Origin of the sequence: Alterotamlana spongicola (assembly GCF_035818475.1) — a bacterium.
GTDB lineage: Bacteria > Bacteroidota > Bacteroidia > Flavobacteriales > Flavobacteriaceae > Cognatitamlana.
The window spans coordinates 2,175,091-2,188,726 of sequence record NZ_JAYMGV010000001.1; the positions used below are offsets into that span (position 1 = coordinate 2,175,091).

General features: G+C 35.0%; 7 protein-coding genes. All 7 read left to right on the plus strand.

From position 1 onward, the window contains the following. The first annotated feature begins 10 nt into the window (after positions 1 to 10). The 7 genes from VOI54_RS09275 (at position 11) to VOI54_RS09305 (ending at position 13,621) form a co-directional block, all read left to right on the plus strand. On the plus strand, positions 11 to 1,597 hold the full coding sequence (locus VOI54_RS09275) for a fasciclin domain-containing protein (RefSeq protein WP_326282481.1): 1,587 nt from the start codon (positions 11 to 13) through the stop codon (positions 1,595 to 1,597). A 10-nt stretch (positions 1,598 to 1,607) separates the two neighbouring features. After that, complete coding sequence (locus VOI54_RS09280; protein ID WP_326282483.1) at positions 1,608 to 4,664, plus strand: SusC/RagA family TonB-linked outer membrane protein; 3,057 nt, start codon at positions 1,608 to 1,610, stop codon at positions 4,662 to 4,664. Between the two features lie 27 nt (positions 4,665 to 4,691). Further along, the gene (locus tag VOI54_RS09285; protein ID WP_326282485.1) at positions 4,692 to 6,224 is read left to right on the plus strand and encodes a RagB/SusD family nutrient uptake outer membrane protein; all 1,533 of its coding nucleotides are present in this window, start codon (positions 4,692 to 4,694) and stop codon (positions 6,222 to 6,224) included. A gap of 191 nt (positions 6,225 to 6,415) precedes the next feature. Continuing rightward, the gene (locus VOI54_RS09290) at positions 6,416 to 8,038 is read left to right on the plus strand and encodes a sulfatase family protein (protein ID WP_326282486.1); all 1,623 of its coding nucleotides are present in this window, start codon (positions 6,416 to 6,418) and stop codon (positions 8,036 to 8,038) included. Positions 8,039 to 8,064: 26 nt separating this feature from the next. Then, positions 8,065 to 10,050, plus strand: coding sequence for a beta-N-acetylhexosaminidase (locus VOI54_RS09295; protein WP_326282488.1), 1,986 nt, complete (start codon positions 8,065 to 8,067; stop codon positions 10,048 to 10,050). Positions 10,051 to 10,109: 59 nt separating this feature from the next. Further along, a complete protein-coding gene (locus VOI54_RS09300) occupies positions 10,110 to 12,086 on the plus strand; it encodes a beta-N-acetylhexosaminidase (RefSeq protein ID WP_326282490.1) in 1,977 nt (658 codons plus the stop codon). Between the two features lie 17 nt (positions 12,087 to 12,103). Continuing rightward, positions 12,104 to 13,621, plus strand: a complete 1,518-nt coding sequence (locus VOI54_RS09305; RefSeq protein ID WP_326282492.1) for an alpha-L-fucosidase — start codon at positions 12,104 to 12,106, stop codon at positions 13,619 to 13,621. The last annotated feature ends 15 nt before the right edge of the window (positions 13,622 to 13,636 follow it).

Sequence of the window (13,636 nt, forward strand, 5' to 3'; positions counted from 1 at the left end):
ATAGATTACTATGAAGAATTTAAAAAATATAATTTCAATAGGAATATTATCCATTCTTATTATGATGGGATGTCAGGATAAAGAATGGGATAAACACTATGAGGAGTCTATACATTTAGAGGCTTCTTCACTAGTTGAGTACTTAAAGAACAATGATGAATATAGTGAATTCTACGAATTGCTTAAGGTAACAAAGTTGGATAGCATTGTGCAAAACTCAACCAATGTAACCTTGTTTGTTGTTAAAAATGATAACATACCGGATGAAATACATAATGAAAATGTTGATGATCTTAAAAAACGGCTTAAACTACATATGTTACATGGGAAGTATTACGCCTATCGAATTGAAGAAAATGAAAGGCTTAAAACTTTAAACGGGAAATATTTAGAAGTACATGTTGCAGATAATAGTACCATAAGTGATGTGTCGTTTTTACCAAAAGATTTAAGTGTTGGGAATGGGGTGATCCAGGAGCTTGAAAGCATATTAGCACCTGTGCCCAATGTCTATGAATACTTATATTCTTTAGGAGATGAATATAGTATTGTGCAAGAATATTTAAAAGGTTTGGATAAGAGAACATTTGACAAAGAAAATAGTAAACCTATTGGTGTTAATGAACAAGGAAACACAGTATATGATTCCATATGGGTTATAAAAAATAAATTGTTAGAGGGCGTAAATGATGTAAGGGAAGAAGATAATTTATATACAGCATTTTACCCAACAAATAATGTGGTTACAGAAGCAATTACAAAGGTTAGAGAAGATTATGCAGCAAGTGGAGGGGACTTAAGTCCTGAGCTGGATGCAGAACTTTTTGAATGGACAGTAACAAGTTTATATACCAAAGGAATTGTTGAGAACCCCATGGATATGATCGTAAGAACGACCAATAATGATGATTTTTGGATTAGTCCGGGAAAACAGGAAATAATAAATGACTCATACTTCAAAGCCAGTAATGGTATAGTTTATACGGTAACTCATTTACATGTTCCAAAGATCAAATATATGAACAAATTTGTTTTTGATCCTAAATTGTATTGGATGTTTGACCAGGAAACAAGGGATCAGTATATGTATCTCGAAGAAGGGGAAAGGGTTTATTTTATGCAACGTGGAGGCGGATATGAACCGGCTTGGGGTTATGGATGGTACGGCATATGGGGCGCCGAAAATAGGGATGTTGATGATAAGGACTCTTATTTCAAGGTAAAGTTTCCTTATTCAACTATAGTTACCGAAGATGATGAGCTTAAAGTGGTTTCCTTAATTCCGGGAGAATATGAGGTATATGGGCAAAGTGGAATTACAAGATTCGGTATTTGGAATCGCCCTAGTTGGGTACAGCTCTATATAAATGATGTTCCAATGGAGGAGAAATGGCAACAATGGTCCTGGGTTTCAAATGTGTCACCTATCTATTTGGGAACCATTGTAATACCTGAAGAAGCAGGAACAAACCCTATTAGTATTTCTGTTGAGGTACTTGACAGATCTCCAAATTGGAGTGGAAGCGGGGGAGCCAGGGCACGAAACAGAGCCTTTATAAAGATAATGGAATTTATTCCAACAAAGACTAATTATTAAATCCCTTCTAATGAACAGTAAAATTAATTTCTTATTTATACTTATCGTTTTAATTTTTATTGCCGATTTAGAGGCGCAAAATGTTAGGGCGATAAAAATTCTTGACGCAGAAAAGCAGTTGCCTGTGGCCAACGCAATTATTAAAACAGATTCGGGACTTGAAGTAAAGTCAAACAAAGATGGGTTTGTTGAGTTAGATGTAAATGATGTAGCTACAATTTACATACGTAAAGAAGGTTTTAAAAATTTGGAAATAAAGACCTTTAACGGAATTAAACCAACTTATTTTCTGTTTTCAGAAGACGTCAATCAAATGAAAGATAAATTTGGGGCTGTATGGTCTTCAGTTAAAGAAACAGATATAGATCACTCAGATTTAAGCTTTGATATAAATTCCAGAGGTAAGATAGCAGGAGTATTGATTCAACAACATAGTGGGATGCCTGGCGAAGGAACCGAAATTACTATACGAGGTAACAATTCATTGTCACTTAGTAATAAACCATTACTGGTTGTTGATGGCCAAATTTATCAAAATGATGGATATGAAAGCCCGGTTTTTGAGGGATTTTATAATAACCCTTACAATTTGGTTAATACACATGATATTGAAAGTGTTACTTTTTTAAAAGGAAGTGCTGCCGCAATGTATGGGAGTTTAGGTAGCAACGGAGCTATTTTAATTTCAACCAAAAGAGCAAATGAACTTAAAACCAGAATTAAGGTTAGTAGTTGGCAAGGTATAAGTGACATAGACCATAAAATACCGTTATTAAATAATGAGCAATGGATAAATAAATCCCTTGAAGTGTTACAAACAGATCTAACTATAAATGAGATCTACAGCGCGTATCCCAGTCTTTTTAATAACCCGGATAATGTAGGGTTCCACCAATACAAATATAATACGAACTGGCAAGATGAAATATTTAGACTAGCTATTTCACAAAATTACAGTGCACAGGTTAGTGGTGGAGATGAAGTAGCAAAATATTATTTGGGTATTGGTTATAATAATAACGATGGGATTGTTTCCAATACAAATTTCACACGGTATAGCACTAGATTTAATACCGATGTGAACATTAGTAAAGATTTTAAAGTTAAAGTAAATCTAGGCGTAAATTATAATGATGGACAGCTTATAGATTCAGGTATAAATAACAATAATCCAATTTATGCAGCATTGTTTAAAAGCCCTATTCTTCAGCCAAAGAAAGTGAATTTTGAAGGGGAAGAGCTACCTGATTATGATCCCTATCATATCTTTAATGTGAGTAACCCATTGGCTATTCTTAATGACAATGAAAGTAAATATGTTGGATATAGTTTATTGGGTAATTTTGATCTTTCTTATCAAATTAATGATAATTTTTGGGTAAATGGAAGTATAGGTCATACCAGTTGGAAAGACGAACAGCATTCATTTATTAGTGGAGTAACGAGTAATGCCATTGTTCCAACATATATTTATAATAACTATGCCAATAATCAGGTAAAACATTTTGTAGCAAAGAATAGTAGCTTACATGCAGAAGCTAAGCTTGGTTATAATAAATCTTTCCATCATGCTAATTTAAATGTGGTGTTTGGAACACGATACTTATCTAATAAGTATGAGACCATATATAGTTATGGAATGAATACGTCAAGTGATAAATTCATTACACTTAATCAAACTAACCCAAACGATTTTCGGGATATTTCAAGCGATTTCTACGAGCGACGACTATTTAGTAATTACCTGACTTTTGATTACATGATCAAAAACAAGTACAACCTATCTGCTACCATTAACTATGAGCAGAATAATGGACATGCTTCGAGTATTAGTGGAGGATACTTGTATGGTAATTTGGGAGCTTCATACGATGTTGGGGCAGAACCATGGTTTAGCAGCAATGCCTTTTTGGATATATTACGATTTAGAATGGATTATGGAAGAAGTGGGAACAGTCGTTTACATGCTGGTTTAACAGATAAGCTTTATCAACCTAAAAACTTCAGTAATGTAACCGGATTGGTTAGAAAGAATATATATAATTCTAATATCGATAACGAGATAACAAGCACCTTTACTTTTGGGGTTGATTTAATTTCAGACCGTGAAACAATAGCTTTAACTATTGATGCCTGGAGGTCAACAACAAAGAACCTGATTGTATATAATCAAACCGATAACTTTATAGGTTTTGATGGTGTTTACCTGAACGATGCGGAAATGAGTGCTACCGGTATAGACCTTGCATTAAACACAAAATTTAACATTTCAAAATTCAATTTTGCCTTTGGCGGGAACATATCTAACAGAATGAATAAAGTTACAGAGCTTGGGGATAATGATATGCTTGTAACAAGTTTTAATGGAGGTCAGAAAATAATTAGAGAAGGCTCTTCTGGCTATCATTTTTATGGATTAAAAACAGAAGGTGTTTTTATAGATGCAGATGAGGCTACTGCAAGTAACCTTATAAATGATTCTGGATACAGATATCAAGCCGGTGATATGAAATTTACTGATATAACAGAGGATGGGATTATTAATGATGAGGATTTTGTGGAAATAGGGGATCCTACACCTGACTTTTTTGGAGGTTTTTATGGGCGTATTTCTTATGGGAATTTATCCCTAAACGCTCAGTTTAGTTATGTGTCTGGTGGAGATGTTTATAATTTTACAAGGACCTTACTTGAAGGGCAAACATCTACAGTTAATCAGAACAGAAGTGTACTTCGGGCATGGACAAATTATGGGGATGTTACAGATGTACCAAGAGTATCTTATGGAGATCCTGCTTTAAATAACGCTTTTAGTGATCGTTGGATCGAAGACGGTTCTTATATAAGCCTGACAGATATCACCTTAGCATATGAGTTACCTATTAAAAGTAATACCTTAAAAAGAAGTAAGGTGTTTTTAAAAGGAAGGAACATTTGGACGTCAACCAGTTATTTAGGGTATTCACCAGAGTTTAATTACAACGGAAATAGCTTATTGCAGGGAGTAGATTATAGTAAAATGCCAGTACCGCGTAGTGTCATTATTGGTGTAGAAATAGAATTATAGAATAAGAATATTATTAAAAATATTAATATGAAAAAAGTTATTTATCGTTTACAAGTTTGTTTACTGGTACTAGTGTTCTTTGGATGCGACGATTTCCTGGAAACAGAGAATAAGACAGGCCTTGAATCAGATAAAAATTATCAAACAGCAGAAGATGTGTCTACTAATATGCTTGGAATCTTTGCAAGTGTCCAGGACGTTATGCATAAGATAATTATTTTTAACGAGTTGAGAAGTGATGCTCTGGAACCTTCAGATACAGCACCAATTGAGTTATTGTCCATTGCCAATTATAATGATAATGCCAGCAATTCAATAATTAAACCAAATGAGTTTTATAGAATAATTGTTAATTGTAATGATTTTTTACAAAATGCAGAGAGCTATAAGCTAAGTGGTGATTATATGTCTGAGGACCAGTTTAATGCCCATATGTCCGATGTACTCCGTATTAAATATTGGACCTACTGGAATATTTCAAAGATCTACGGAAAGGCATACTACTTTGATGACCCTCTTGACCAAATCGAAGATATTGATAAGGTAACAAATCTTGTTCCAATGACCTTGGAAGAAATGATTCCATTCTTAATAGAAAAGATAGAAAATAGTACCTATGATTTAAAGTCTAAAGTAGATTGGAGAGCCTTGTTTGATGCAAATACCGATTTTAATTTTTATAGTATTGATGCCGAAGCATTATTAGGGGAACTTTATTTATGGAATGAAGATTATCAAATGGCAGCCAATATCTATCATAGAATACTTAATGATAGGCCTGATATTAATATCACACTATCTGGAGAAACGTATTTTAAAAATGGGTACAGGAATCTATTTTCTTCAGGGTTATCTGGATTAAATAATCATATACTAACAGGTGTAGAATATACAGAAACAAACGGGCAATTAAATAAAACAGGGCAACTGTTTTTTCAAGAAGGAGGAGAGCGCCAGTTACTTGTCAGTAAGGCTTATGTTGATATGTCTCTTTCTCAAGAAAGTACAGACAAGAAAGACGGTGATTTCTACCGAGGGCAGCGTACCAGTTTCAATGTAGGGGACAGGGCGGTCAAAAAATACACATTTGCTGCCAAACCTCGTGTACCTGTATATCGGGCGGCCGAGTTGCATTTAAAATATGCAGAAGCATTAAATCAATTAGGAGAATTTGATAAGGCTCTTGCTCTTTTAAATCAAGGTGTATCAAAATATTGGAATGGCAGTAATTTTGAGTCACCTTTTGATGACGGTAGTTGGCATCCTAAATGGAGAAATGCTAAGGGGCTAAGAGGTAGGGTTAAACTTGCATCTCGTGTTCTTGATGATGCTCTTTCTGATGAAGAAAAGAAAACTCTCATAGATATGTGGATACTGGAAGAAGGAGCTCTAGAGTTAGCTTTCGAGGGTAAACGTTTAGAGAGCTTAATTCGAGTAAGTCTTCGTTATAATGATCCTTCCATTCTTGCTGAAAAAGTAGCCTCTAAATTTGAAGAAAGTCAAGTTTCTACAATAGAAAGTTTATTAATGAACCAAGAAAAATGGTTTTGGCCTTATTAATTACCAATTAGTTATTTTGATTACAAGATTAGTTTTGAGTTAGTTTTGAGTTAGTTTGTAATAAAAGGAGGAAGTTAATATCTCTTCCTCCTTTTTAACAAAGAGCTGTTCCATACAGTATATTCAAAATATAAAAGCTTCTAGAAAAGAATATTAAAAAACAGTTCCCAATAAATAAAACCTATAGTTACATGAAACGCAAGCTCGTTAATATTTTAATTTTTAATATTCTCATTTTTATTACATCCTGTAATAAAACGGTAAAGAAAGAACCATTAAAACCAGAGCGGCCTAACATTGTGTTTATAATGAGTGATGATCATGCTTTTCAGGCAATCAGTGCTTATGGACACGGTCTTAATAAAACACCAAATATAGATAGGATAGCTTTAGAAGGAGCTCTTTTTAACAAGGGGTTTGTAACAAACTCTATATGTGCTCCAAGTAGAGCAGCCATGCTTACAGGCAAGCATAGCCACATTAATGGAAAGGTTGATAACCTTCATGCATTTGATTGGACTCAGGATAATTTTGCTAAAACCTTACAAAAAGTAGGTTACCAAACAGCCATGGTTGGTAAGATCCACATGGATGGACTGCCTCAGGGTTTTGATTATTCAAATGTATTGCCAGGCCAGGGGCATTATTATAATCCTGATTTTATTGAGAATGGAGAGAAAAAACAAATATATGGTCATGCCACACAAATAACCACCGATTTAGCTTTGAATTGGTTACAGAATAAAAGAGAAAAGGACAAGCCATTTTTATTATTATACCACCAAAAGGCACCGCACAGGCCCTGGATGCCAGAAGAGAAATATTTAGATCTTTTTGATGGAAAGACCTTTGCCCCGCCTTCAAACTTTTTTGATGATTACCAGGGGAGACTTGCTGCTGAGAAACATGAGATGGGTATAGATGTACATATGGATTTGGCTTATGACCTTAAGCTAAAGGACAAAGAAGAAACTATAAATACTAGGTTAAGAAAGTCTTTTGAAAACATGTATAATCGCATGGATGAGAAACAAAAGGCTGCCTGGGACGCTTACTATGATCCCATCATAGAAAAGTTTAAAAAAGATAAATTATCAGGTAAAGAATTAGCACTGTGGAAATATGATCGCTATATGAAAGACTATCTGGCCACCATTCAGTCTGTAGATGATGGTGTGGGAGAAGTATTAGACTATTTAGAGGCTAATGGATTAACAGAAAATACTATAGTGGTCTATACCTCAGATCAGGGGTTTTATTTAGGAGAACATGGCTGGTTTGATAAACGTTTTATGTATGAAGAATCTTTTAGAACACCAATGCTAATACGTTACCCAAAAGAAATAAAACCAGGAACAGAAATAAACCAAATGATTCAGAATATTGATTTTGCACCCACTTTTCTGGATTATGCCGGGGTAGACATACCAAAAGACATACAAGGAGAGTCCTTTAGAAAAGTAGTAAAAGGAGAGAAGGTAAACTGGCGAGATGCTATTTACTACACCTATTATGAATATCCGGGAGAACATAATGTGGCCAGGCATCATGGAGTTAGAACAAAGCGCTACAAGCTTATTCATTTTTATTATGATATTGATGTTTGGGAGCTTTATGATCTGGACAAAGACCCTTCAGAGATGAATAATGTGTATAATGATGAAGCTTATGCAGAAGTGAGAATAGAAATGCATAAAAAGTTAAAAGAGGTAAGAGCGAAGTATAGAGATAGTGACGAGTTGGATACAAAATACCTTAATGAAACTTTGAAAAAAGAGAGGGCAATTAGACCTCTTAATTCAATAAAAAAATAATGCTAATCATAAAACAAAAAAGAATAATGATTTCAAAAAAGCTATTAATCTCAACCTTATTTGGTGTAATATTTTTTTCCACGTTTGGTGCTTTTGCTAATTCAATTGATAAAATATTTCCTGTACCACAAAAAGTAGTTGAAGGAAAAGGAACCTTTATTTTGGAAAGGGGGCGTATATTGCTTGGGCCAGATGTTAAACTAAACTTGTTTAATAATGTTTCAGAATTAAGAGATTTAGCTATTGAAAAAAGCGGAGCTTCGCTATCTATAGTATCAGCCTTAGCAGAACATGAAGCAGCCCAGATATCTATAATAATTGATTCAAAAGTTAGTCTTAGATCTCAGGGGTACAAGTTGAATATTTCAGAAACTGGTGTTCAGATCGTGGCAAACAATGAAGCTGGAGCTTTTTATGCCATCCAGACCCTAATACAGGTAATTAGATTTAGCGAAAAAGGAAAACTTCCTTATGTTACCATAGAAGATTGGCCTGACTTTGAGCGTCGGGGTATAATGGTTGATGTTTCACGAAATAAAGTGCCTACCATGGAAACGCTTAAACGTACCATTGATCGTTTTGCTGAATGGAAAATAAATGAAGTTCAACTTTATATAGAACATACTTTTGCTTATAAAAATCACAAGACGGTTTGGGAAGAATTCTCCCCAATAACGGCAGAACAAATATTAGAACTTGATAAATATTGTGCTGAACGCTTTATTGATTTGGTACCCAATCAGAATTCTTTTGGACACATGAAACGTTGGCTCCAGCATGATGAATATGTATACCTGTCAGAGCGACCGGGAGATGCAAGTTCTGATGATTGGATTATCAATAATAACCGTTCAACCTTATGTGCAACTGATAATGCTTCCGTTGAATTTATGAACGAATTACTGGGAGAGTATCTGCCAAATTTTTCTAGCAAATATGCGAATATAGGCGGAGATGAACCCTATGAATTGGGAACCGGTAAATCAGCACAAGCATGTAAAGAAAAAGGAAAGCCTGTGGTTTACCTTGAGTACATGAAAAAAATGAACAACTTGGTGAATCAGTTTGGCAAAAAAACACAAATGTGGGGAGATATTGTAAATAAGCATCCTGAGTTAATTCCAATGATGCCTAAAGATATTACCTGTATGATTTGGGGGTATCGCCCAGAGCACCCTTATAATAAACAATGTCCTCGATTTAAAAAAGAAGGAATCCCTTTTTATGTATGTCCGGGGACAAATGGTTGGCGCTCATTTATTGGAAAAACCGACCGGGGTCTGGCTAATATTATTAATGCCACTACAAATGGAAAAAAGTATGGTGCTTATGGAGTGTTAATGACCGACTGGGGTGATTTAGGACATATGCAACCTTTTACCGTGGCATTCCCACCATATATTTATGGAGCTGCCATGTCATGGTCTACTGAAAAAAACAAGGACGTTAATATTGAAGATATATTAAATACGCATGTTTTCTTAGATGAAAGTGAAGCTCTAGGGAAAGCTTTAATGACGTTGACTAATGCATACAAAGCCGGAGGAGATCAAGAGCTTTTAACGCCTTATTTTAATATGATTAACAGGACACTGGAACCTTTTGAAGAAAACTATATAACACGTAATTACAACATGAGTAATTTACAAGGCGTATGTAAGGAAATAGAAAAAGCAATGAACATACTAGAAAGCGCCAAGCCAAGATCTTATGACGGTGAAGTGGCGATTAAAGAAATGAGAACAGCTGCTAAACTTGCAGATTTTATGTGTCGTGTAATGATTGACCGTTCTAGGGTAAAGTACAGTGATATTTTTAATATTTCTTTTTCAAAACGTAAAGAATATGCTAAGGAATTAGAGCAGATAATTAAAGATTTTTCGAAAACCTGGATTTTAAGAAACCGGATTGGAGGGTTAAGTGACACGAACAAATTCTTTGAAGATATTGTAAAAATTCTCAATACAAAAGATACTGAAAATTGTTCAGTGGTTCCCAGATTGAGATTATAGAATAGGAAAAATTATAGTCGCTACGGCAAAAAGAGTTGTCCCCTGAAATAATACAAAGCATGAAATATTTTAAAATTCTGATGTTGGTAATAGTCTTTCTTTCATCAGATTACATACTAGCGCAAAAAGAATTAGCTATCGTTCCTAAACCCGTAAAAGTGGACGTGCTAAAAGGGAATTTTGTATTGAATTCAAAAACACAAATAAAAGCACCCTTCCAATTAAATGAAGAAGCACAGTGTTTCAAAGACCGATTAACAACCGCTACAGGAATAGAGTTGAAGTCTTTCACATTATCTAATAATAGTTTTATTGAACTAAAGGTTGATGGTTCACTTCAAAATAAATTCGGAAATGAAGCCTATCAATTAAAAATTACCCAAGATAAAATTATAGTTACAGGAGGAAGCAAAACAGGAGTTTTTTATGGGCTTCAAACGTTACTTCAGTTAATGCCTGAACGAGTTTTTAGCAGGGTTAACCTGGAATTAGAAGAGATAGCTGTTCCTTGTGTAGAAATACTCGATTACCCTAGATTTGGATGGCGTGGATTTATGCTTGATGCGTCCCGTTCATTTCAGCCTATAAATTATGTAAAAAAGAGCCTTGACTTAATGGCCATGCATAAAATGAATGTATTGCATTGGCATTTAACAGATGATCATGGTTGGAGAATAGAAATTAAAAGTCACCCCGAACTTACTCAGGTAGGAGCCTACAGAAACCAGCCTAATTATCCGGTTAAGGGAGAGACTAATCCGTATGGGGGCTTTTACACGCAGGAGCAAATTAGGGAGCTTATAAAATATGCAGCAGAAAGGCACATTACTATAGTCCCTGAAGTTGACTTGCCTGGGCATTCCTCTGCTTTGCTTGAAGCCATACCGGAAATGGCATGCGATCATGTTGAGAAACAAAAGTATGTTCAATATTTCCGTGATTACCCCATGCGAAATACCAACTATATAAGACATCAAGGAACCAATGTGGTATGTGCTGGAAAGGATTCGGTGTATCCCATTATAGAAGATATTATAAATGAACTAATTGATTTATTTCCAAGTAAGTATATTCATGTTGGAGGAGATGAGGTCCAAAAAAAATGGTGGGAAGCCTGCCCAGATTGCAAGGAGAAAGCTAAAAAAGAAGGATTGAAAAATTCAGATGAGTTGCAAGCTTATTTTATCAAGCGTTTAGAAGAAATGGTTGTAGCTCACGATCGTAAATTAATTGGTTGGGATGAAATTCTGGAAGGCAATCTTTCTCCAACGGCATCGGTAATGGGGTGGAGAGGTTTACAAGGTGCTGAAAAATCAGTAAAAGAAGGGCGAAATACTATAGTAGCTTCAAATCAAGGGTATTATATTCAAAGAAATCAAACAGAGAACCCTTTTCATCCACAAGGATGGCCAAGAGTTAATACAACAAAGAGTATATACGAATACAACCCCATACCAGAAGGCTTAACTAAAAAGGAGGAAACACTAATACTTGGAATTCAGACCTCTGTTTGGACGCCATTTATGCACAAAAATGATTTATGGGATATAGCGCTTTATCCTAGAAATTGTGCTTTGAGTGAAGCGGCATGGACCCAAAAAGAACTTAAAAACTGGAGTGGTTTTGAAATTAGGATGCGTCGTCATTTAAAGCGATTGAATTATCAGGGCGTTTCTTATTGGAGAGAACAATCGGAAGCCATTGGAGAATGGGGGACCTCAGATCTCTGGAATGAAACAACGCTATTAAAATATGATGTAACCAATAAGATCCAAGAAGCTGGAGTCTATTTTTTTCTTGGAGATTTAACTGAAGGAGCAGAACTTGTTGTAGAAGAGGCACGAGTTTTAAAAGATGGAAAACCAATATCCAGTGATAAACACTTGGGGTATATTTCAAAAGAGAGAAATCACGAACGCCTTTATTTTATAGATATTCAAAGTGTTGATAGAGATGCTCAATATGAAATTAATCTAAAAGTAAAAGGAACTTTAGGGAAAGTTTCAAAAGGGAAATTTTATGTTTTAAAACCTTAATCATTAAAAAAATAGAAATGAAAAAAATACTACTACTAATTTTTCTAGTTCATATTACCGCATGTGTTTCTGGTAAAAAGATAGAAAAAGAGACAAAAAAATATGATGAAAACTGGGACTCTTTAGCAAAACATAAGGAATCGCCAGATTGGTTTAGCGATTCAAAATTAGGCATTTATTTTCATTGGGGAGTTTACTCAGTTCCAGCATTCGGAGGCGAATGGTATCCTAGGAATATGTATATTCCTGGACATGGGTTTAATAAACACCATCTAGAAACCTATGGAGATCTGCAGGAGTTTGGTTATCATGATTTTGTACCTATGTTCAAGGCAGAAAAGTTTGATGCTAAGGCTTGGGTTGATCTTTTTGAAAAGGCCGGAGCACGTTTTGCGGGCCCTGTAGCTGAGCATCATGATGGGTTTTCAATGTGGGATAGTGAAGTTACTCCTTGGAATTCCATGGCCAAAGGCCCTAAAAAGGATATACTTGGTGAGCTAAAAAGAGAGCTGGATAAAAAGAATATGAAACTAATTGCGACGTTCCATCATTCAAAACAATTACAAAGGTATAATGGGAAGGAGGAGAGTGCTAAAGAACACCATTTTAAAGACAGTCATTATCCTATGTATCCGGGTTTAGAACCAGAAAGAAGTAAAGAGTTAGATTATTTGTATGGAAATATACCGGAAGATAAATGGCTTGAAGACATTTGGTTTGGAAAACTAAAAGAGGTGATAGATAAATATAATCCGGATATCATGTGGTTTGATTCTTGGCTTGATAGAATACCTGAAGACTATCGGGCAAAGTTTTGTGCTTATTATTTAAATGAAGCTGAAAAATGGAACAAAGAAGTCGTTATAGTTAGAAAACAGGACGATCTACCATTAGATTTTAGTGTTGATGATTTAGAAAAATCGCGAAAAAACAAAATGGGAGACAAGGTATGGATGACCGATGAAACCATTAGTAAAGGAAGCTGGTGCTACACTGAGAATCTAACTATAAAACCAACTAAAGATGTGCTTCATGTTTTAATAGATATAGTTAGTAAAAATGGGGTGTTACTTTTAAACGTCTCTCCCAAGGCAGATGGTTCAATTCCGTTAAACCAGCAACAAGTATTATTAGGTATGGGGGATTGGTTAAAAAAATATGGTGAAGCTATATACGGAACAAGGCCTTGGTTTACCTATGGAGAAGGGCCAACCAAAGAGCCGGATGGTCATTTTAAAAATGCAAAGAAGTTTCTTAAAGTAAAATACTCAGATAAAGATGTGAGGTATACAACAAAAGAAAGAACAATTTATGCCACAATACTTGGCAAACCTGATAGTGAAAAGTTGATTACTCTGGAAGCCTTTAAAAAAGAAAATGCATCAAGAATTGGAAAGATTGATAAAGTAGAAGTTTTGGGCTCAACAGGTGAAATAACATGGAGACTCACTGAAGGAGGATTACAATTAAAAATGCCAAAACTTGTCCCCGATGAAATGGCTATTGTAGTGAAAATAGTTACTAAGCCACTTTAATTTATTTAAAGAACC

Excerpts from the sequence above, each read along its gene's own strand:
- VOI54_RS09305 (WP_326282492.1), top strand. The coding sequence starts at position 12,104 with ATGAAAAAAATACTACTACTAATTTTTCTAGTTCATATTACCGCATGT.
- VOI54_RS09280 (WP_326282483.1), top strand. The coding sequence starts at position 1,608 with ATGAACAGTAAAATTAATTTCTTATTTATACTTATCGTTTTAATTTTT.
- VOI54_RS09295 (WP_326282488.1), top strand. The coding sequence starts at position 8,065 with ATGATTTCAAAAAAGCTATTAATCTCAACCTTATTTGGTGTAATATTT.
- VOI54_RS09300 (WP_326282490.1), top strand. The coding sequence starts at position 10,110 with ATGAAATATTTTAAAATTCTGATGTTGGTAATAGTCTTTCTTTCATCA.
- VOI54_RS09285 (WP_326282485.1), top strand. The coding sequence starts at position 4,692 with ATGAAAAAAGTTATTTATCGTTTACAAGTTTGTTTACTGGTACTAGTG.
- VOI54_RS09290 (WP_326282486.1), top strand. The coding sequence starts at position 6,416 with ATGAAACGCAAGCTCGTTAATATTTTAATTTTTAATATTCTCATTTTT.
- VOI54_RS09275 (WP_326282481.1), top strand. The coding sequence starts at position 11 with ATGAAGAATTTAAAAAATATAATTTCAATAGGAATATTATCCATTCTT.